The sequence below is a fragment of the Lysinibacillus phoenicis genome, from assembly GCF_047238325.1.
GTDB classification, from domain to species: domain Bacteria; phylum Bacillota; class Bacilli; order Bacillales_A; family Planococcaceae; genus Lysinibacillus; species Lysinibacillus irui.
The window spans coordinates 4,100,481-4,123,009 of the sequence record NZ_JBDFMP010000002.1 but is presented as its reverse complement, the minus strand read 5'-3'; the positions used below and the strand labels follow the sequence as shown (position 1 = coordinate 4,123,009).

Genomic DNA, 22,529 nt, shown 5'->3' with positions numbered 1-22,529 from the left:
CCTCCTAAAAGCTTTCGCGCACTCATCTTATCATAATTTGTTTCATCAAAAAAGTACTCGTCGGCTTATGTATGATGCTGAAAACGGCAAAAATCAGCCTAGCCAGTTGCTAAGCTGATTTTTTATTTTAATGTCATACGTTTTATGTCAAGAGTACCTTGCCCTAGCCAATTCTCAGCAATCGAACGGAAAATTGGAACAGAACCGGTTGCAAAAAATTTATGAGCAGGCACCGTATTTGCGTTTGCTAAAGTGCCGTTATACGCTAACATTTCTTGAACATCCTTTGCTGTTTCTTCCGCAGAAGAGAGTACATTAACATCTTCTCCGACAACAGCTTCAATTTGTTTTTGTAGGATAGGATAATGTGTACATCCTAAAATAACCGTATCGAATTGTTGATTTTTCAACGGCTTTAAGCCTTCCGCTATCAGTTGATTAGCAAAGTCACCTTTGTATTCGCCACTTTCTACAAGTGGTACGAATGTTGGACAAGCTAGTGGAATAATATGTGTTGACGTATTAAGTGACAATAAGGCTTCTTCATACGCCCCACTTTTTATTGTTCCTTCTGTTGCAAGCACAACGACTTCATGTCGCTTCGTTTTCTTTACAGCTGCACGTGCGCCAGCATTTATAACACCTAGTACCGGAAAAGGCATATTTCTTTGTAAACTTTCGAGTGCTACTGCAGTCGCTGTATTACAAGCAATAACAAGCATCTTAATATTCATTTTTTCAAGTGCTTTTGCCATTTGCCATGTAAAATTCCGTACTTCCTGACGACTTCTTGGACCATACGGACATCTTGCTGTATCGCCAATATAATAGATCGTTTCATTTGGCAATCGCTTCATAATTTCTTTTGCTACGGTTAAACCGCCTACTCCTGAGTCAATAACGCCTATCGGGGCATTCATACTTTCCGCCTCAATCCTGTTTCATGTGTACATGTAGTTTTTCTAAATAGCTTGATAATTGCGCGACTTCTTGTTCATTAAAACCAACAAGCATCTCTTGCAAATATTGCTGTCTTTTTTCAATAACTTCTTGAATAATACGTTCGCCTTTTTCGAGAAGATGAACGACAACGACACGGCGATCATTTTCATCACGCACACGCTTGACTAATTCATTTTTCTCCATACGGTCCACTAAATCGGTTGTCGTACTAAAAGCTAAATATAAACGGTTTGATAATTCGCCAATTGTAATATCACCAAGCTCTTCTAACCACTGTAATGCAACAAATTGTGGCGGCGTGATCGCATAATCGGAAACAATCTCTCTTCCCTTTTGCTTCACGATGGCCGCTATATAGCGTAATTCCTTTTCAACCGTTGCAACGGTTTCAGGTGAGTGCTTTGTTACTTCATCCGACATATAACTATTTCACTCCTAAAAATACGTTGAATAGTTCTATTTTGTCGTTTTTTTCACGAAATAGCAAGTGTCCATTAGTCTAATTTAAATTCTTCCAAGCGTAACAGCTCAATTAACGCCTGAGATCGATTCGTTACACCTAGCTTTTGAATTGTATTGGAAATGTGATTCCGCACTGTTTTTTCACTAATACCAAGCTGCTCTGCAATATCTCTCGTTGTTTTTTCAGCTAATAAAAGCGCAAATATTTCACGTTCTCGGTTTGTTAAAAGAGAACGATGATGAGAGCCATTCATTCAGTTACACCCTCCTCCCCCGCACGTATTGTAACTTATGTTAAGGGGCTTGAAGCGGTGACGGCTATTTGCATGATTATTACATGTTTTCTTTAAAAATTTCGGAAATTGTTTCGACACATACGTTCGTTTTCTGTTCATTGGGTCCATATCTCACCACAATTAAGCGTCGAGATGATTGCCAATGTAGTTTGGTTAGCGGTTTACTCGCAAACAGCTATCACGAAATTGAACAAGATGGCTACACTCCTTTTTACTGAGAAATAATTGCTAGACTAATTAAATGAGCTCTCTCCTCCTCTGAAATCGGCACACTTTTGCCTGTTCGAGGATCCATTTGCACAATTGTTCCGCGACCTGTAAAGCATATTTCATTCTTCTGATTTTTTGCTAGATAATGAATGTCCATTGAAGAATTCCCGACATTCGCTATCTTTGTGTAAATTCGTAGAACATCATCAAAGAAAACTTGTTTTACATAATCACATTGTAAATCAGCTACTATCGGTATAGCTTTTACACCTTCATCCACTGCTGAAGGCATTAAAATACCTAAATGACGAAAATAATCAATTCTTGCTTGCTCAAAATATGTAAAGCTAACGGTATTGTTCATATGCCCGTACATATCCGTTTCCGAAAAACGTACACGTACCTCACTATAAAAGGAAAAATCCTTTTGCCACTCTTGTAAATTTTCAATATATTTCGCCTTCATGTTACACATCCCCTTTTCATTGTTTGCCACTCCTATTTTAAGTCGAGTAATGCATTTGCACTTTTATTAATCATGGCAAATAGTAAATGAATCAATATTCATTATAAAAGAAATTGCTTTATTAGCATAGAAAAATTCACTATTTACCTATTTTTATTGCAAATATTGCTACCCATTACATCATTAGATTGGTTTCTATAAATATAAAAAACTCCCTCACACAAAAGTGTAAGGGAGTTTGAAAGCCCGCTTATCCGATATTAGTCTACGTAGTGATCAGAACCGAAGAAGTTACGGAACATTTGCACTGTAGTTGCACGGTTAAGTGAAGCGATAGATGTTGTTAAAGGAATACCTTTTGGACATGCAGCAACACAGTTTTGAGAGTTACCACAGTTTGCAAGGCCGCCATCACCCATAATAGCATTTAAACGTTCATCTTTAATCATTGCACCTGTTGGGTGAGTATTGAAAAGACGTACTTGTGATAATGGAGCTGGTCCGATGAATGAAGCTTTTTCAGACACGTTTGGACATGCTTCCATACATACACCACAAGTCATACATTTAGATAATTCATAAGCCCATTGACGTTTACCTTCTGGCATACGTGGACCTTCACCTAAATCATAAGTACCATCGATTGGTACCCATGCTTTAACTTTTTTAAGTGCATTGAACATACGTTCACGGTCAACTTGTAAGTCACGAATAACAGGGAATGTTTTCATTGGCTCAAGTTTAATTGGCTCTGTCAATTGGTCAACAAGTGTTGAACATGATTGACGTGGACGTCCATTGATTACCATTGAACATGCACCACAAACTTCTTCTAAACAGTTCATATCCCAAGTTACTGGCGTTGTGCTTTCACCATTTTCAGTAACAGGGTTTTTTTGAATTTCCATTAAAATTGAAATTACGTTCATACCATGACGGTAAGGTACTTGGAATTTTTGCCAGTAGCTATTGCCGCCTTGTGTATCTTGACGTAAGATTTCCACTTTAACCATTCTTCCAGTATTAGCTGCGATTTGCATAACTTTTAGTCTCCTTTCGCAGAGTAGTCACGTTTACGTGGTGGGATTAAAGAAACGTCGACTTCTTGGTACGTGATAATTGGGTTACCAGTAGTTGGGTCAAACTTCGCCATTGTTGTCTTTAAGAAGTTCTCATCATCACGGTTAGGGAAATCAGGTTTATAGTGTGCTCCACGTGATTCGTTACGTAATAATGCACCTTTTGTCATTACTTTCGCAAGAACTATCATATTCTTAAGTTGACGTGTGAAGTGTGCACCTTGGTTACTCCATTTTTGCGTATCGTTAATGTTGATATTATTCCAACGCTCAGTTAGCTCATCAAGTTTTTTCAGTGTTTCTTCAAGCTGATCATTGTAACGTACTACAGTCATTGTAGCAGTCATCATTTCACCAAGCTCTTTGTGAAGTAAGTAAGCGTTTTCTGTGCCATCCATTTTCATGATAGCTTCCCATTTAGCTTGTTCTTCTTTTACGCGAGCATCATAAAGGTCTTGTGGAAGATCTTCAGCATGCTTTTTAAGATGTTTTACATAATCTACTGCGTTTGGTCCTGCAACCATACCACCGTAGATAGCAGATAGTAATGAGTTTGCGCCAAGACGGTTTGCACCGTGTTGTGAGTAATCACATTCACCTGCTGCAAATAGACCAGGAATTTCAGTCATTTGGTTATAGTCAACCCATAATCCACCCATTGAATAGTGAACAGCTGGGAAGATTTTCATTGGTAATTTACGTGGGTCATCCCCTACAAATTTTTCGTAGATTTCGATGATACCACCAAGTTTAACGTCCAATTCATGTGGATCTTTATGAGAAAGATCTAGATATACCATGTTTTCGCCGTTGATACCAAGTTTTTGGTTTACACAAACGTCGAAAATTTCACGTGTTGCAATATCACGTGGTACTAAGTTACCATAAGCTGGGTATTTTTCTTCTAAGAAGTACCAAGGTTTACCGTCTTTATAAGTCCAAATACGACCACCTTCACCACGAGCAGATTCTGACATTAGACGGTTTTTGTCATCTCCAGGAATCGCTGTTGGGTGAATTTGAATGAACTCACCATTCGCATAAGAAGCACCTTGTTGGTATACGATAGAAGCAGCAGAACCTGTATTAATAACAGAGTTTGTTGTTTTACCGAAGATAATACCAGGGCCACCAGTCGCCATAATAACAGCGTCTGCACGGAATGATTTAATTTCTTCTGTGCGCATATCTTGCGCTACGATACCACGGCAAACGCCGTCTTCGTCGATAATAACACCAAGGAATTCCCAGTGCTCATATTTATTTACTAAACCAGCTACTTCGTGTGAACGAACTTGCTCGTCAAGTGCGTATAGTAATTGTTGTCCAGTTGTAGCACCAGAGAAAGCTGTACGGTGGTGTAGTGTACCACCAAAACGACGGAAGTCTAAAAGTCCTTCTGGTGTACGGTTGAACATAACACCCATACGGTCCATTAAGTGAATAATGCCAGGTGCTGCATCACACATACCTTTAACTGGTGGTTGGTTCGCTAAGAAGTCCCCACCATATACTGTATCATCAAAGTGGATCCATGGAGAATCCCCTTCACCTTTTGTATTTACCGCACCATTAATTCCGCCTTGCGCACAAACAGAGTGTGAGCGTTTTACAGGAACTAATGAGAATAAATCAACTTCAGTACCAACTTCAGCTGCTTTAATCGTTGCCATCAGACCGGCAAGACCACCGCCGACAACAATTATTTTGCTTTTCGCCATGATTATTTCTCACTCCTCTTAAAAAATTGCAATGATTGCATGTGTCTATCCTAGCTTCTATGGAATTAAACGAAAGCTAAAATAGCAGCCACACCAACTACACTTAGAATTACGAAAATAATGTTTGTTACGTAAGTAGCAATCTTTTGAGACTGAGGAGATTGTGTAATACCCCAGCTTACTAGGAATGCCCATAAACCGTTAGATAAGTGGAAAGTTGCTGATAAAATACCAACAATGTAGAATCCAAGCATGAATGGATTATTCACGATATTTGCCATCATGTCGTAATCAACGTGTGTGCCAAGTGCTTTTTGAATACGAGTTTGGAAAATATGCCATGCAATGAAAATCACTAGGAATACACCAGTGAAACGTTGTAAAGAGAACATCCAGTTACGGTACGTGCTGAAACGTCCTGTGTTTGGTGTAGCAGTGAATGCAATGTAAACACCATAGAATGCGTGGAACATTAATGGAATATAGATGACAATCCATTCAACTAGGATAAGGAATGGAATCTTTTCCATTACTGCGGTAGCATCGTTGTAACTTTCTGCCCCGCCTGTTGCTGTAAAGTTAATGAACAGGTGCATCGTTAAAAACAGACCTACTGGAATGATCCCAAGTAGAGAATGTAAGCGACGCCATAAAAACTCTCGATCTTTCGACAAGACTGTTACCCCCCTTAGTACTTAAAATAGCACAACAAAAGAAGTCATCATTTTGTAAATGATACTTCATTGACTGTGTATTTCATCATGGTACAATATTATGACATGTTTATTGTACTCTCAAGAGCTACGAGCGTCAAGGCAACTCGGAGTTTTTCATAGAGCTTATTAAAGAACTAATATAGTACATGATGCGTCGTTTTTTCTCGAAAAATCTATCATTACTTTATTACCGCCAAATTTTAAGAATATTCTAAGAAAGAAGGATAACAATGTTAAACACTCCATCTCCTACAATCTCATCATTTGGTTATGAGATCATTCGCGATCATATTCTATCTTCTATACTTGGTAAACATGAAGATGATGTCCTTTATTGGGCAGGTAAAGAGCTTGCACGTAAGTTTCCATGTAAAAGTCAAGACGAACTTATCGCATTTTTCGCAGATGCCTGTTGGGGTACATTAGCGTTATTAAAAGAATCAAAGGATGGTCGCATTTTCGAATTGACTAATGACCCAGAAATATTACAAATCAAACAACGTAGCTTTAGACTTGAGGCGGGATTTATAGCTGAACAAATTCAATTAGCTAAAGGCTATCTTACAGAATGCTATGAAGAAAAACGAGAAAAGCAACACCATGTCATGTTTACAGTCAAATGGGATGTTAAGGAACGTATTATGAATACCATCCCTACAGAGTAATGAAAAGGATTGCCTCCCTTATATGGGATGACAATCCTTTTTTCTTCCTATCATTTCGAACAATTACATAAAATGCTGTTTCTTCTATTATTATATATAAAGTGCTTGCTCTAAATTAAATTCATCATGTAATGCATTTGCTGCACGGATCATATCATCCTGTGGTACGACAACTGATACTTTTATTTCAGATGTACTAACCATTTTTACGGGAATGTTTTCATGGCGTAATCGATCAAACATACGGGCAGCAACACCAGGATTAGACGCCATACCTGAACCAACAATGGAAACTTTTGCTAACCCTATTTCGAAGTCAGCAAAGCTAAAGCCAAGTGATACTTTGCTATCTTCTAGAACCCGCAATGCTTCCGCAAATTCCTCTTTTAAAATGGAAAAAGATACAGTCGGCTTTAATCCATCAATAATCGCTTGAACAATAATATCTACATTGATCCGATTTTCTGCTAGGATGGTAAACATATCGGCTAATGAACCTTCGCTATAGGCATCATACCCAACTGTTAACCGAATAATATCTGCTTCAAAAGCTACACCGCGAACTACTAAATTTTTCTCCATTTCCACTTCCTCCTTCAATAAAGTACCTACCGACTCTACTGAACTAGAGCGGATGATAACTGGTAATTGAAACTTCTTCGCTAACTCTACTGCCCGTGGATGTATAACATGTGAACCTAAATTGGATAGTTCCAACATTTCATCGTAAGAAATTTCCTGTAGCTTTTGGGCATTTGTAACATAGCGTGGATCGGCTGTATAAACACCATCCACATTGCTATATATATCAACTCTCTCTGCCTCTAAACCTATGGCAAGAGCTACAGCTGTTGTTTCCGCTCCACCCTTTCCAAGAGTTGTTATATTATAATCGTCGTCAACACCCTGTTCTCCAGCAATGACTACAATTTGGCCTTGTTCAAAATGTTCTTCAATACGATGGACATCTATATTGTCTATACGTGCATGTCGATACATACGATCCGTATGAATACCTGCCTGCCATCCAGTTAATGACACTGCCTTATAGCCTGCTTCTTGTAATGCAATAGCAAATAAAGAGCTAGATAATTGAGTACATGTGGACATCACTGCAGCTAATTCTCGCTTTGACACATCGTCAGTGAAACGCTTCACCATCATCTTTACGTCTTTTGCAGTTTGTCCCATTGCCGCTACTACCACTACTACATCAAACCCTTTATCCTTCTCAGCAATAGCTTTTCGAGCCATTTCTTGGATGTGGCCCGTTGATTCTAATGTAGCTCCTCCAAACTTCATCACAATTCTAGCCATTTTTTTGTTCCCCTTTCCAGTCTGCGTATTTCACTTAACTTCGAAGTGTAAAAACAGTCTCTAGAAAACTAAAAAAGCAACTTCCACATAACGTGAAAGCTGCTTATAACATGTACAATAATCGTAACTTGCGCATGTGTGATAGCTCTCCGAAACGTTTAGAATCGACAGTCTTACATTTCTTAAATGCAAAACCAGTACAACAAAGGAAACAACAATGCTGTACTTCGGCAAGCTCCCCTTTCACACAATGTCTCTGGACTTGTTCATCCTCCATTGTGCTATTCTTGAATCTTGCACCTCTATCATCACCTTAAAAGTGAAGTATTAAATTTATTAGCCCTGGCGTCCACTAACTAGCCGTCCAAAGGGCTGTTTAACATTGAACAACAATGTTATTTACAACCTTAGCACATGTCTATTCCTTTGACAACGATTCTTGCTGAAAATAGGAGTAAATTTGGCTTGCTAACTTAGCAGGCATCCCAGCCTCCTGTAAAGCTAGTTCGCTCGCCTCTCGAATTTTTTTGACTGACCCAAAATGTTTAAGCAACTGTTGCTTACGTTTAGGTCCTATCCCTTCGATTTGATCAAGGACAGATTGAATAGCATGCTTCTCATGCTGTTGACGCAAGAACGTAATAGCAAAGCGATGGACTTCATCTTGAATTCGTTGTAACAAATAAAAACCATCACTTGTACGCTTTAAGGCGATCACTTCTGGCGGATCACCAAACAATAGCTGCGATGTATTATGCTTGTCATCCTTTGCTAAACCCGCAATTGGTATAACAAGCCCTAGTTCATCTTCTAATACTTCACGAGCTACTTCCATTTGCCCTTTTCCTCCATCAATGAGGACTAAATCTGGTAATGGTAAACCCTCTTTTAAAACCCTCGTATAACGACGACGGATGACCTCCTGCATAGCGCCATAATCATCATGCTTGGCTGCTGAACGCGTTTTGTACTTACGATATTCCTTTCTTGCAGGCTTTCCATCAATGAAAACAACCATAGCAGAGACGGCATCCGTGCCATGCATATGACTATTATCAAAAGCTTCGATTCGTAATGGCGTCGTTATACCCATTGCCTCACCAAGAACCTCACAAGCACCAATTGTACGTTCTTCTTGTCGTTCAATCAGCTGGAATTTAGCTGCCACAGCTATTTCAGCATTTTTGGTTGCTAAATCTACCAATTCCTTTTTCTGTCCTCGTTTTGGTGTGAGTACTTTGATCTCTAATAATTCCGTTAAAATGGCTGCATCAATGGCTTGTGGAATAAAAACTTCTTTTGGCTTTATATGCTCTGGTTTCTCATAGAAACGCCCAACAAATGTTAAAAATTCTTCTTCAGCATCTTGATAGATCGGGAAAATGGAGACATCACGTTCTATTAATTTACCTTGTCGGACAAAAAATACTTGTACACACATCCATCCTTTTTCAACAGCATAGCCAAATACATCACGGTTTGTTGTATCACTTGATACAATTTTTTGTTTTTGCATAACTGTATCAATGTGTGCAATTTGGTCTCGAAACTCCTTCGCACGTTCAAATTCCAAATTTTCAGCAGCTGCAAGCATTTTAGTTTCCAGCTCCTTTTTAACTGCCTCAACACCACCATTTAAAAACTTTGTCATATCCTCAATCATTTCTTGATAAGTTTGACCATCAATTTCCTTTACACAGGGAGCCAAGCATTGACCCATATGATAGTACAAACAAACTTTTGAAGGTAATTGTACACATTTGCGTAGCGGATATAATCGATCTAATAGCTTTTTCGTTTCACTTGCCGCATATGCATTAGGATAGGGGCCAAAATATTTAGCCTTATCCTTTTTAACCTTTCGTGTTGTAATAAGACGCGGATGTTTTTCGTTGGTAATTTTTAAATATGGATATGTCTTATCATCCGTTAGCATGACATTGTATTTTGGATCATGTAATTTAATGAGATTCAGCTCTAAAATAAGTGCTTCAATATTGGATGATGTCACGATATACTCAAAATCTTCTATTTCACTTACAAGTCTTTGTGTTTTCCCCTCATGTGTACCTGTAAAGTAAGAACGCACACGATTTTTCAGTACTTTCGCTTTACCGACATAAATAATTGTCCCCTGTCGATCTTTCATCAAATAGCAGCCAGGCTGATCGGGTAAAATATCCAGTTTACGCTTAATTAAATCGTTCATTACCTACCTGCCCCCCTAAGTAAAATTTCCTCTCTATATTATATAACGAAAAAAAGCCGAACACATCAATTGATGGCTCGGCTTTTATAAACTTCATTTATTACGCATGTTTTGAGATAAATGCTTCTAAAGCTTCTTTAGGTTGGAAGCCTACAGTTTTGTCAACTAATTCTCCATCTTTAAATAATAGTAAAGATGGGATAGACATAATTTGATACTCAGCTGCAGTACCTTGGTTATTGTCTACGTCAACTTTTACAATTTTAGCTGCACTACCAGCAGCGTCCATTTCTTCAAGAACTGGCCCAATCATTTTACAAGGTCCACACCAAGCAGCCCAAAAGTCTACTAGTACTAACCCTTCTTTAATATCGTTTTGGAACGTAGCATCCGTTGCATGTACAATTGCCATTTGAAATCCTCCTTAAGCTTACTATGATTGTAGTATAGCATGGATAAATTCACTTGAGCGAACAATCTGCCTACAATGTATTTTTTATGAAAAACGATGTCGAAAAACGTAAGATTGACTATTCATTTTCTTGATAACGGCCTTTCAATACATAGGATAATGTAATAAAGAGATAAATGCCTAACGTAATGCCTGTGATGATGATGGAAGTTGTGAAAATAATCCCAATTAAAATGGCACTTAACGCAATTATAGCGATCCATGTTGTATAAGGGAACCATTTCACTTCATAGGCACTTGTATTTTCCGCTTGTTTTTTTCGTGATTTCAAATGGGCAATCGCAATAATTAACCAAATGAATAACACCGTATAACCAAGAGATCCCATTAAGAAATCAAAGGTCTTGCTCCCAGCATATAGAGATAAGATTACACCTAAATACATGGCCACTGTACACATTAAAATAGCATATACTGGCACTTTACGTTTAGATAAATAGCCAAAGATTTTAGGTACACGCCCGTCTACAGCTTGGGTATACAGCACACGAGATGAACCATAGAGTCCTGAATTCATGGAGGAAATAATGGCAAGTAAAACGACAGCGTTCATAATATGATCTGCACCAGGAATGCCGATCATTTTAAATACCATTACAAATGGACTTTCAGGTACCCCGTTTACATTATTCCAAGGTATTAAGCTGACAATAATAAAGAAAGGTAGCAGATAGAACGTAACAATACGTACTAGTGTACTGCGAACAGCTTTTGGTACAACTTTTTCTGGATTCTTCGTTTCTGCTAATGTAATCCCAATGATTTCGGTTCCCCCATAAGAATAAATAACCACCAACATGGCAGCAATTAAACCCATTGAACCATTAGGGAAAAACCCTCCGTGCTCCGTTAAATTAGAAAAACCTACAGCTGTATGATGTCCAAACGAAACTAGTAATAAGATAAGTCCCGCTATAATGAACACAATAATAACCGTTATTTTAATTAAGGCTAGCCAGTATTCGGTTTCAGCAAATATTTTTACGGACAATAAATTAATAGCTGTCACTAAAACTGAAACTGACAAGGCAAGTATCCAGATGGGGTATTCTGGCAACCAATATTGAATAAAAATTGCCGCAACGACAGACTCCGCTGCGATATTTAAAACCCACATTTTCCAATAGATCCAATCGAGGAAATAAGCTGGGTATTTTCCTAACACCGATTGAACTAAATCTCTAAACGTTCTGGCTTCTTTATTTCGAACGGCCATTTCTGCGAGGCCTTGCATAACAAATAATAAAATGATGCCCCCTAATAAATACGCAATGAGCACTGACGGCCCTGCCATATCGATAGCAGCACTACTACCTTTGAATAACCCTGCCCCAATTGCCCCACCTAGAGCCATCATTGTGATGTGACGTGAGGTCATTGTTCTTGTTAATTGTTGACTGTTTTTTTCCACTTTCTTACCTCCTAAAAATCAAAAAAGCATATCGTCTCTTCTTTCATAAAAGAAGAGACGATATGCCATTTAGCAAACCGCGGTACCACTCTAATTGGTTCTTTATAGAACCCAGCTTAAAACCTTGTAACGAAGGTTAATCGTCAAACAAATAGAATAATCAGATAATTCTATCTATCTTACCACTCCTAGGCAAGTTCAAAGCCTTATTGGACTGCGTTGCACCATCCCGCAGCTCTCTTCACCGAATAATGAGCTTTTACTACTCCTAATCTTTGCGTTTCAAATCATTAATGTATCAACCACTATAATAGCTATCGTTAATTATGTCAATATTTTATTTTGCAATAATTTTCAAACACTAATTATTTCTTTCGCCCATTATAAAAAGCAGGAAGGATCTTCCCTCCCTGCTTAACACTTTATGCGTTCACTTTTAATGCTTTAAATTCTTCAATTAAAAGCGGAATAACTTCAAACAAATCACCAACGATACCGTAATCCGCTACTTTGAAAATATTTGCTTCTGGATCTTTATTGATGGCAACAATTACTTTAGAATTTGACATTCCTGCTAAATGTTGAATGGCACCAGAAATACCCGCCGCAATATAAAGGTCAGGTGTAACTACCTTCCCTGTTTGACCGATTTGAAGTGAATAGTCACAGTACTCAGCGTCACATGCACCACGTGATGCCCCAACTGCACCGCCTAGTAAATCTGCTAGCTCTTTTAATGGCTCGAAACCTTCTTCAGACTTCACACCACGACCACCTGCAACAACAACTTTCGCTTCTGAAAGATCTACACCTTCTGAAGATTTACGAACTACTTCTTTGATTATTGTGCGTAGGTTTGTAATATCTACAGTGATAGCAGAAACATCGCCTGTTTTTCCTTCGACTTTTTCTAATGGTGTAATATTATTTGGACGAATGGAAGCTAAAACAACGCCCTCTTTAACTTTCACTTTTTCAAAAGCCTTACCAGAGTAAATTGGTCGGATGAATAGAACATCATCACCGGCACCCTCAATAGAAGTGACATCGGATACTAGACCTGCTTGTAATTTACTAGCGATTTTTGGAGATAAATCTTTACCATTTGCTGTATGCCCGAAGACAATGCCAGCTGGTTTTTCTTGCTCAATAACAGCTAATAATGCCTGACTATAACCATCAGATGTATATTGCTTTAAATGTGGGTGTTCCACTGTTACCACACGGTCAGCACCATATTCAAATAATGGACCTGTTAAACCTGCTACAGTATCCCCTAAAAGTACTCCAACAACCTCGCCACCATCTGCGATTTGTTTTGCAGCTGCAATTGCTTCAAAAGAAACATTACGTAAGCTTCCTTCACGAACTTCACTTAACACTAATACTTTTTTTGACATAGAATATTCCCTCCGTTACCCTTTAAGATTCGATTAACATCATCAAATAATTAAACAACTTTTGCTTCTGTGTGAAGTAGATTTACCAGTTCTTTTACTTGTGCAGAAAGGTCACCTTCAAGAACGCGGCCAGCTGCCTTTTGAGCTGGTAAGAAGATGTCTACTGTTTCAATCTTCACTTCTACATCATCTTCATCGATATCTAAATCATCTAACTCAAGTTCTGCAAGCGGTTTCTTTTTCGCTTTCATAATACCTGGTAATGATGGATAACGTGGCTCATTTAAACCTTGCTGAGCTGTTACTAATAATGGTAAAGAAGTTTCAATGACTTCTGAATCTCCTTCGATATCACGAACAATTTTCGCAGATGTTCCGTCAATTTCTAGTTTTGTAATCGTCGTTACATAATTAATATCCAGTAAATCTGCAACGCGTGGACCAACTTGACCAGAGCCACCATCAATTGCAACATTTCCAGTTAAAATTAAATCCGCATCTTTATCTTTTAAGTATTCAGCTAAGAGATAAGCAGCAGCATTTTGGTCTAATTCATCTAAATCATCTTCGGTATTAATTAATACGGCTTCGTCAGCTCCCATAGCAAGCGCTGTACGTAATTGCTTCTCTGCATCCTCGCCACCAATTGTGACAACTGTTACTTTGCCACCAGCAGCATCACGCACTTGAATTGCCTCTTCAATGGCATATTCATCATAAGGGTTGATAATGAATTCCGCGCCATCCTCTTGGATTTTGCCACCCGACACAACGATTTTTTCTTCTGTATCAAACGTACGTTTAATTAATGCAAAAATATTCATATATCCATACCTCCTGGAACGTTTTTATAATTCTAAGTAAACTTATAAATATTATATATTTTCAGTTTCGATAACGCCGATAACATCTTTGTGCTATCGACATTTGGAAAATTATTTACCAGTAAACACAGGCTCACGCTTTTCAATGAATGCTTGAATTCCTTCTTTTGCATCCTCTGTCACGAATACTGTTCCAAAGGATTTCGCTTCTGCTTCAATGCCTTCATAGAACGATGCATGCTTTGCAAATTGCAATGTTTGAATAGCTGCCTTTAAAGCTATTGGGCTTTTCTTAGCAATATTCTTAGCAATCTTTAACGTTTCATCTAGTAGCGTTTCGTCTGAGAATGCACGGTTTGCTAAGCCCCATTGAACAGCTTCTGTACCTGAAATTGGCTCGCTTGTAAACATCATCTCCGCGGCCTTTGCTACCCCCACATAGCGTGGCAAGCGTTGAGTACCGCCAAATCCAGGAATAAGACCTAATTGTAATTCAGGTAAACCTAGCTTTGCAGATTCAGTGACGAATCGCATATGACAGCTCATTGCTAACTCAAGTCCGCCACCTAATGCTGCACCATGGATGGCCGCAATCACAGGCTTAGAGAATGATTCAACACGCTCAAATACTTGCTGTCCATTGCTAGCTAACTTCGTAAATTCTTCCCCAGATTCTACCCCAGTAAATTCTTTAATGTCTGCTCCCGCAGAGAAGAAACGGCCTTCACCATGAAGTACAAGGACTCTTACAGCATCATCGTGTTCTAAAGCATCTAGAACAGCGTTAACTTCTGCAATAATACCGCGAGATAAAGCGTTTGCTGGTGGACGTGCAATTGTAATCATTGCTACCCCATCTTCTACTTTCCAACTTAGAAATTCCATTTCTCCACATCCTTTTAAGCTTTAATGCCGTTCAGGATTAATGCCTGAACCTTTGGAACCTGTTCCATTAAATCATATCGATAGTCATTCATAACCCACGACGTAATAGTTTCATCAATTGTTCCAAAAACCATTTGTCGTGCCAAGCGTACATCCATCGTTTGATTGAACTCACCTGAAAGCATACCTTCGATTAAAATCTGATCGAGTAAGTGTAAATACTCACGTAGTACCGAATTAATTTTTAATCGTAAGTCTTTGTTAGATTGGCGTAGCTCTAATTGTGTGACGGTTGCTAGGTATCGATCTGTCGCTAGAACATTAAAATGATTTTCAATCATTCGTGAAAGTTTGTCTTTTGACGTACTTCCATTTTCTATTATATCTTGTAATGACTCTACAAAAACAGCCATTTTTTCATTAAAGACAGAAATTAATATATCTTCTTTATTTTTAAAATATAAATAGATTGTTCCATCGGCCACCCCTGCCTGTTTGGCGATTTTCGATACTTGCGCTTGGTGATACCCATTTTCCGCAATAACGATGACAGCTGCATCAATAATTTGCTTATATTTCGGCTTATCTCGTTTCACTTTTATATCACCACCTAAAAAACATGCGCACGTCTACATGATCCATATGACGTGTGAACCTAAAAAAATATGAAAATATGAATGGTCATTCATTCATATTTTCATATTATATTTTACAGCATTGCTTGTCAATACTTTCACACGTATTTATTTCGCTTCTTTATTCGCTAATTTTGTTTTTTCTTCTTCTACCAAAGTGCGACGCAAAATTTTCCCTACGGCTGTTTTTGGAAGCTCATCTCTAAATTCATAATAACGCGGAACCTTAAATGCCGCTAGATGTTGACGGCAATATTTATTTAATTCGTCCTCTGAAATCGAATATCCTTCTTTTAATACAATATAAGCTTTAACTGTTTCTCCTCGATATGGGTCAGGTATGCCAGCGACTACACATTCTTGAATTTCTTCGCGTTCGTACAACACTTCTTCCACTTCACGCGGGTAAATATTAAAGCCACCTGCTATAATCATATCTTTTTTACGGTCTACTACATAGAAAAAGCCCTGTTCATCCATATATCCAAGATCACCTGTTAAAAACCAGCCATCTACAAATGTTGCTGCAGTATCCTCTGGGCGGTTCCAGTAACCCTTCATCACTTGTGGTCCTTTAACAGCGATTTCACCTACTTCACCAACTGGTAGCACCTCTGTATCGCCTGTACGTAAGATGACAGCGTCTGTATTTGGCCAAGGTAAACCAATTGAACCAATTACTCGCTTCCCCCAAATTGGTGTAGCATGTGTTACAGGTGACGTTTCTGTTAAACCATAGCCCTCTACCAGTTTGCCACCAGTTACAGCTTCAAACTTCTCTTGCACCTCAATAGGTAATGAAGCAGAACCACTTAAGCATGCTTTAATAGACGATAAATCATAATTTGCAATGTCTGGATGATTGAGTAAACCAATGTATAAGGTTGGGGCACCAGGGAACAGCGTTGGTTTTTGTTTATCGATTGTTTTTAATGCTGTTTCTGCATCAAATTTTGGTAGGAGCACCATTTTATTTTGAGTAAATACCGATAACAGCATAACAGTCGTCATCCCATAGACGTGGAAGAATGGTAGAATGCCCATAATGGTTTCTTCCCCATGCACACATTTATACATCCATGCATCACACATTGTCGTATTGGCAATTAAATTTTTGTGTGTTAGCATGACTCCTTTTGGAAAACCTGTTGTTCCACCTGTATATTGAAGCAGTGCTAGATCTTCTTCAAAATTAAATGAAATATTCTCAATCACCTTAATTGGTGCAGAGCGCATTATTTCTGAAAACAAGTGATTTTGCCCACTATGCTCAACCTTGACACTAAATCCATACTGCCTTTTTTGAATAAAAGGATAAACTAAATTTTTTGGAAACGGTAAATAATCTTTAATAGCTGTCACAATAACATTTTCGAGAGCCGTCTCCTTCATAATTTTCATCACGCGTGGATATAAAATATCCATGACTAAAATAACCTTTGCCCCAGAATCAGCCATTTGATATTGAAGCTCACGTTCAGTATAAAGTGGATTTGTTTGAACGACAACAGCACCTGCATACATGGCACCATAGTAAGCGATTACACTTTGTGGCGAATTAGGAAGCATAATAGCCACTCGATCACCTTTTTCCACACCAAGTGCTTGTAAATAGTTTGCAAATCTTAAAGCAGACTCATATAGCTCAGTGTACGTCAAATCCTTCCCCATAAAATGAATCGCAATTTTAGATGGATTCTTTTTATAGGCACGTGTCAAAAACTCTTGCACTGGAATTTCCTCAAACGTTAAAGACGATGGTACTTCTTCAGGATAATTTGCTAGCCATGGTTTTGCTGTCATACGTCCTCTCCCCTTTGTCCCAAACTTTGTCAATTCTTATATTTATTATAATGAAAAAGAAATACAGTTTCAAACAGAAAATAGAAAATAAATGCATTTTCGATTAATTATTATGCAATTTACAACATTAATATGACTGATATTTATTGGTATTTGTACGGATACACCTTATGAATACTCATTCATTCTTCATTATTTCTGCTAAAAAGCTACTCGCATATTCCTATATTATAAAAATAATCTTTTTCAATGTTCCGTTAGATGATTGAGAGAAAATTAATAGTTTTTAGTAGAAATTTATGTAGATTCATTCACAAAAAAACGCACCCTCCTAAGAGAATGCGTTGTTCTTTATACAGTCATCATATAGTAGACGCCCACTGCCAAAAATGCGATACAGACAATGATTAGTACCTTCGCTAATTTTTCCATGTCATGACACTCCTATGCAATACTTGCCCCAATAACAAACGATAGACCGACAGAAATGGTAAAGGAAATAAAACCTACTGAGCGATTATCATTGGCAATCTCTTGATCAACATTAAAACGAGGTGTCATAAATTCAAATAAGAAATACGCTACAATCAATAGTGTAAAGCCAAAAAGACCCCAGCCAATCATTTCACTCAATGTGCTATGGCGTGCAATGGAAAAGCGAAAGATATTGCAAATGCCAAGTATTTTACCACCAGTTGCAAGTGCCACAGCGACATTACCCTTTTTAATTTCTTCCCAATTCTTATATTTCGTAACGACTTCGAACAATGCCATCGAGACGACTAAACATAATACTACAACACTAAAATATCCTGCCGTTTCGATAATTGGATATCGCCAAAAGCCAGAATTCAGCATTTTTCTCCGTCCCCTTTTTAGCTTATTTCAATTCTACAACTGTGACGCCTAAGCCCCCCTCGCCGGCTTCACCAAAACGGAAGGATTTCACGCGTTTATGCTTTTTCAAATAGCTTTGAATACCTTGACGTAAAGCTCCTGTACCAACTCCATGAATAATAGAGACTCGACCATAATTAGCAAGCAACGCATCATCAATATACTTTTCCGTTCTCAAAATCGCGTCCTCATAGCGTTCACCACGTAAATCCAATTCTAATTTAACATGGCTATTTCGATTTTTCACACCAGCTGTTCGTAAAACAGGCTCTTTTTCAGGTTTAATATACTCCAAATCACTATCCGAGATTTTCATTTTTAAAATCCCCATTTGGACAACCCATTCGGTATCCGACACTTTTTCTAACAATGTACCTCGTTGTCCATAGCTTAACACCTTTACCTCGTCCCCGACAACTAAGTTTTGTGCACGGGCTTTAACTTGTGCAGCCTTTTTCAGCACTTTATTGTTATCAAGCGGTGTTGCTTCCTCCAAGCGTTTGCGGGCTTCAATCAATTCATGTTCCTTGACAACTTGGTCAGCATTTTTGCGCATTTCTCTCAGCTCAGCAATAATTGATTCTGCCTCTTTTTTCGCTTCATCAACAATTTTACGAGCTTTTTCCTTCGCTTTCTTATCTAGCGCCTCTTTACGCTCCTCATAGGCTTGTAATTTATCTTGAAGCTCTTTACGTAAAGTTTCAGATTCTACCAGCAATGCATGGGAACGCTCTGCATCATCTTCTGATTGGCGACGTGTTTCTTCTAATGAGGCAATCATCGATTCAACCTCATGTCGATCTGTCCCTGTAAAGCTCTTAGCTCGATCTATTATTGATTCTGGAAGACCAAGGCGACTGGATATTTCAAATGCATTAGAACGTCCAGGTACACCAATAAGTAGTCGATAGGTTGGGCTCAATGTTTCAATATCAAACTCTACACTAGCATTGGCAACACCTGGTCGATTATAGCCATATGCTTTTAGCTCTGGATAGTGGGTTGTTGCCATCACACGAGCTCCTCGTCCATGCACTTCATCTAAAATAGAGATAGCTAATGCTGCACCTTCCTGGGGATCAGTACCTGCTCCTAGCTCATCAAAAAGAACAAGTGATTCATGATCAAATTTCTTTAAAATATCTACAATATTGACCATATGAGAAGAGAACGTGGAAAGTGATTGCTCAATCGATTGCTCATCACCTATATCAGCAAACAGTTGCTTAAATACTGCAAGCTCCGACCCATCCAATGCTGGCACTGGTAATCCAGCCTGCGCCATTAATGTGCATAAGCCCACCGTTTTTAACGTCACCGTTTTACCGCCCGTATTAGGACCTGTAATAACAATGGCTGTAATCTCTTTGCCAAATTCGATATCATTTGGTACAGCCACATCGATTGGTAAAAGTGGATGGCGTGCACGCACTAATCGAATATAGCCATCCTGATTCATTTTAGGCATTGTACATTTATTGGCTTGTCCATATTTACCTTTTGCTAAAATGACATCGATATCACCTAAAACTTTCACTAGGTTAAATAAATCTGATGCTACTTCTTGTACCATTGCACTTAATGCTAGTAATATTCGCTCAATCTCTACCTGTTCCTTCATTTTTAAACGATGTATTTCATTATTCGCTTGTACGACAGAGTCAGGTTCAATAAATAATGTTTGACCGGAAGAAGATTGATCATGCACAATACCACCATAATGATGACGATATTCTTGTTTCACCGGAATAACAAAGCGATCATTACGAATGGTAACAAGTGTATCAGAAAGCATTTTCGCTGCATTACTTCCACGGATTAAACTTTCCAGCTTTGAACGGACTTTTCCTTCTTCAGCACGTAAAGATTGACGAATGGAGCGCAATGTTTGACTAGCTGAATCTACAACAGCCCCATTGTCATCAATACAATTGTTGATTTCATGCTGCAATCCTGTTAAGACAGGCATGGCTTCCTTCTTAGCGATGAAATGTGGAATCTCAATCACTTCATCAGCCTCTATATCTTCAATAAAATTACGTAAAATTCGACTTGCTCGAATCGTACTGGATATTTCCATTAGTTCTATTGCTGCAAGCATGCCTCCTATTTGTGCACGTCTTGCAGATGGGCGAACATCAAAAATCCCTCCCATTGGTACATTGCCCTTAACTCGTAAAATAGATAAACCTTCATCCATTTCTTCTAGTAATTGTACTACTTTATCAAAATCAGTTTGCGGCACAAGCTCTTCAATCGCAGATTTACCAATTGAAGAAGTACAGTATGAAGCCACTTGCTGACGTACTTTATCGTATTCTAGTGTTTTCAATGCGCGTTCTGCAATCACTGAGAACACCTCCTCAGTTTATTTATTTCGTCGTATGAACGCTTCAAACTGGTCACGCGTCCATGTATTCACAATCATATCTTTCGGTAGCCATGCTCTATTGGCATAGCGAACACCAATATCCATAAAACGTAAATGCGCAATATCATGGGCATCTGTATTAATGGCTATAGGAACACCTGCTGCTAAAGCCATTTCTAAATGTTCTACACATAAATCCAGACGGTACGGATTTGCATTTAACTCTAAAATTTTACCATATTCTTTCGCCCAAGCAATTAACTGTTTCATATCAGGATTATAACCATCACGATCTGCAATAATTCGACCAGTTGGGTGGGCAATCATATGGACATACGGATTTTGCATCGCTGTCAATAAACGTGCCATGATTTTATCCTGAGATTGAGTAAAACTAGAATGAATAGAGGCAATAACAAAATCCAGTTCTTTTAACACTTCATCATCGAAATCAAGGGATCCATCTGGCAATATATCCATCTCTGTCCCCTTAAACAAGTGAAAATCAGGATGGCACTCATTAAATGCCTCAATTTCGATACGTTGCTTCTCTAAGCGCTCTGGTGTTAAACCATTTGCTACTCTTAGAAATTGAGAATGATCTGTAATGACGCTATATTGATAGCCCCGTGCTCGTAGTGCCTCTCCCATTTCTGCCACAGAGTATGCACCATCAGACCATGTCGTATGCATGTGCAAGTCTGCTTGAATATCCTCTAGTCGAACTAATTGAGGAATCGTGTTGGGTTGATCAAATTCACCTTTTCCTGTACGAAGGCTCGGTGGAATCCAAGGTAGATCAAAATGGGCAAAAAATGCCTCTTCATCTTGAAACGTCAAGATAGTACCATCTTGCTGTTCAACCCCATATTCACTAATTTTTTCACCACGTGCTTTTGCAAGTTGGCGCATTCGCACATTATGATCCTTTGAACCTGTAAAATGATGCAGGGCAGTTGCATATTCATGATCCTTTACTAACCGGAAATCAACACTAACTGGCTCATCTAAATCTAAAATTACTGAAATTTTAGTATCGCCCGCTGCTACGACTTCCTGAATGGCCAATCCATTTAATAAATTGTCACGTACAGCCTCAACCGCTTCTGTCACAACAATAAAATCAATATCTTTACTTGTTTCTAGTGCTCGACGGAAGCTTCCAGCAACTGAAAAACGTTCCACTTCCTTCATACTACCTAGAAGCGCCTCAATTTGTAAAACCACAGGCTCAAGCTGCCATATTGGTAAGCGTTCAGAACGATTAGCAAAGTTGGCAAGTTCCTTTAAAATTTTCTCCTCGGTTTTTACAGCAAAGCCCGCTAATTCACGAACTTTTCCTTCTTCACACGCCTTTTTTAAGCTCTCTGCTGAATCAATACCAAGTTCTTGATGTAGTTTCGCAATCTTTTTGCCCCCTAAGCCAGGCAATTTTAACAATGGCAGTAACCCTTTTGGGACAATTTCTTCTAACTCTTTTAATAAACTTGATTCACCTGTTGCCATCAAGTCCTCAATAACAGCAGCCGTCCCCTTACCAATACCTTTAAGTTTTGTTACATCGTCCATTTCACTTAACGAACGCTCGTCCCCTTCAAGTGCTGCAGCTGCTTTTCGAAAGGCAGATACCTTGAATGGATTCTCTCCTTGTAATTCCATATATAAAGCAATTTTTTCGAGTGTACGAATAATTGTTTTTTTATTCATTGGTAATTCCTCCTATCGTA

The 22,529-nt window shown here is 38.5% G+C and carries 20 protein-coding genes, 1 riboswitch and 1 other annotated feature; of the genes, 1 reads left to right on the top strand and 19 read right to left on the bottom strand.

Features of this window, described 5'->3' with window-relative positions; all coding sequences use genetic code 11:
* Positions 1 to 122: 122 nt before the first annotated feature.
* The 7 genes from racE to ABC382_RS22055 form a co-directional block, all read right to left on the bottom strand.
* Positions 123 to 920: a glutamate racemase gene (gene racE / locus ABC382_RS22085; RefSeq protein WP_274794012.1), complete on the bottom strand. Its 798-nt coding sequence runs from the start codon at positions 918 to 920 to the stop codon at positions 123 to 125.
* Between the two features lie 10 nt (positions 921 to 930).
* Positions 931 to 1,383, bottom strand: a complete 453-nt coding sequence (locus tag ABC382_RS22080) for a MarR family winged helix-turn-helix transcriptional regulator (protein ID WP_016991542.1) — start codon at positions 1,381 to 1,383, stop codon at positions 931 to 933.
* A 74-nt stretch (positions 1,384 to 1,457) separates the two neighbouring features.
* Positions 1,458 to 1,679 carry a helix-turn-helix domain-containing protein gene (locus ABC382_RS22075; RefSeq protein ID WP_004226437.1) on the bottom strand — a complete coding sequence of 74 codons (222 nt, stop codon included), beginning with the start codon at positions 1,677 to 1,679 and terminating at the stop codon, positions 1,458 to 1,460.
* Between the two features lie 253 nt (positions 1,680 to 1,932).
* Positions 1,933 to 2,397, bottom strand: coding sequence for an acyl-CoA thioesterase (locus tag ABC382_RS22070; protein WP_312507435.1), 465 nt, complete (start codon positions 2,395 to 2,397; stop codon positions 1,933 to 1,935).
* A gap of 260 nt (positions 2,398 to 2,657) precedes the next feature.
* On the bottom strand, positions 2,658 to 3,437 hold the full coding sequence (gene sdhB, locus ABC382_RS22065) for a succinate dehydrogenase iron-sulfur subunit (protein WP_016991544.1): 780 nt from the start codon (positions 3,435 to 3,437) through the stop codon (positions 2,658 to 2,660).
* A 5-nt stretch (positions 3,438 to 3,442) separates the two neighbouring features.
* Entirely contained in the window at positions 3,443 to 5,197 is a 1,755-nt protein-coding gene (gene sdhA, locus ABC382_RS22060; RefSeq protein WP_274794014.1) for a succinate dehydrogenase flavoprotein subunit, read from the bottom strand.
* 65 nt (positions 5,198 to 5,262) lie between these two features.
* A complete protein-coding gene (locus ABC382_RS22055; protein WP_274794015.1) occupies positions 5,263 to 5,871 on the bottom strand; it encodes a succinate dehydrogenase cytochrome b558 subunit in 609 nt (202 codons plus the stop codon).
* Positions 5,872 to 6,143: 272 nt separating this feature from the next.
* Between ABC382_RS22055 and ABC382_RS22050 the strand changes: the two genes are divergently transcribed.
* Positions 6,144 to 6,578 (top strand): YslB family protein, encoded by a 435-nt coding sequence (locus ABC382_RS22050; RefSeq protein WP_274794016.1) that lies wholly within the window; start codon positions 6,144 to 6,146, stop codon positions 6,576 to 6,578.
* Between the two features lie 90 nt (positions 6,579 to 6,668).
* Here ABC382_RS22050 and ABC382_RS22045 read toward each other — a convergent pair whose 3' ends face one another.
* The 12 genes from ABC382_RS22045 to polX form a co-directional block, all read right to left on the bottom strand.
* Positions 6,669 to 7,895 carry an aspartate kinase gene (locus tag ABC382_RS22045; protein ID WP_412927086.1) on the bottom strand — a complete coding sequence of 409 codons (1,227 nt, stop codon included), beginning with the start codon at positions 7,893 to 7,895 and terminating at the stop codon, positions 6,669 to 6,671.
* A 134-nt stretch (positions 7,896 to 8,029) separates the two neighbouring features.
* Positions 8,030 to 8,208: riboswitch (Lysine riboswitch) on the bottom strand.
* A gap of 105 nt (positions 8,209 to 8,313) precedes the next feature.
* Positions 8,314 to 10,104, bottom strand: coding sequence for an excinuclease ABC subunit UvrC (gene uvrC, locus ABC382_RS22040; protein ID WP_312507433.1), 1,791 nt, complete (start codon positions 10,102 to 10,104; stop codon positions 8,314 to 8,316).
* A 100-nt stretch (positions 10,105 to 10,204) separates the two neighbouring features.
* Positions 10,205 to 10,516 carry a thioredoxin gene (gene trxA / locus ABC382_RS22035; protein WP_322611826.1) on the bottom strand — a complete coding sequence of 104 codons (312 nt, stop codon included), beginning with the start codon at positions 10,514 to 10,516 and terminating at the stop codon, positions 10,205 to 10,207.
* A 118-nt stretch (positions 10,517 to 10,634) separates the two neighbouring features.
* On the bottom strand, positions 10,635 to 11,954 hold the full coding sequence (locus ABC382_RS22030) for an amino acid permease (protein WP_396631780.1): 1,320 nt from the start codon (positions 11,952 to 11,954) through the stop codon (positions 10,635 to 10,637).
* Positions 11,955 to 12,037: 83 nt separating this feature from the next.
* Positions 12,038 to 12,272 (bottom strand) — a binding site (T-box leader).
* Positions 12,273 to 12,409: 137 nt separating this feature from the next.
* Positions 12,410 to 13,387, bottom strand: coding sequence for an electron transfer flavoprotein subunit alpha/FixB family protein (locus ABC382_RS22025; protein ID WP_322611825.1), 978 nt, complete (start codon positions 13,385 to 13,387; stop codon positions 12,410 to 12,412).
* Positions 13,388 to 13,437: 50 nt separating this feature from the next.
* On the bottom strand, positions 13,438 to 14,211 hold the full coding sequence (locus tag ABC382_RS22020) for an electron transfer flavoprotein subunit beta/FixA family protein (protein ID WP_274794022.1): 774 nt from the start codon (positions 14,209 to 14,211) through the stop codon (positions 13,438 to 13,440).
* 111 nt (positions 14,212 to 14,322) lie between these two features.
* Positions 14,323 to 15,096, bottom strand: a complete 774-nt coding sequence (locus ABC382_RS22015) for an enoyl-CoA hydratase (protein WP_274794023.1) — start codon at positions 15,094 to 15,096, stop codon at positions 14,323 to 14,325.
* 14 nt (positions 15,097 to 15,110) lie between these two features.
* On the bottom strand, positions 15,111 to 15,692 hold the full coding sequence (gene fadR / locus ABC382_RS22010) for a fatty acid metabolism transcriptional regulator FadR (RefSeq protein WP_274794024.1): 582 nt from the start codon (positions 15,690 to 15,692) through the stop codon (positions 15,111 to 15,113).
* A 147-nt stretch (positions 15,693 to 15,839) separates the two neighbouring features.
* Entirely contained in the window at positions 15,840 to 17,534 is a 1,695-nt protein-coding gene (locus ABC382_RS22005; RefSeq protein ID WP_274794025.1) for an AMP-binding protein, read from the bottom strand.
* Between the two features lie 444 nt (positions 17,535 to 17,978).
* Complete coding sequence (locus tag ABC382_RS22000; protein ID WP_008179180.1) at positions 17,979 to 18,392, bottom strand: DUF350 domain-containing protein; 414 nt, start codon at positions 18,390 to 18,392, stop codon at positions 17,979 to 17,981.
* A gap of 22 nt (positions 18,393 to 18,414) precedes the next feature.
* A complete protein-coding gene (locus ABC382_RS21995) occupies positions 18,415 to 20,781 on the bottom strand; it encodes an endonuclease MutS2 (protein WP_312507432.1) in 2,367 nt (788 codons plus the stop codon).
* 18 nt (positions 20,782 to 20,799) lie between these two features.
* Positions 20,800 to 22,509: a DNA polymerase/3'-5' exonuclease PolX gene (polX, locus tag ABC382_RS21990; RefSeq protein ID WP_274794027.1), complete on the bottom strand. Its 1,710-nt coding sequence runs from the start codon at positions 22,507 to 22,509 to the stop codon at positions 20,800 to 20,802.
* Between the last annotated feature and the right edge of the window lie 20 nt (positions 22,510 to 22,529).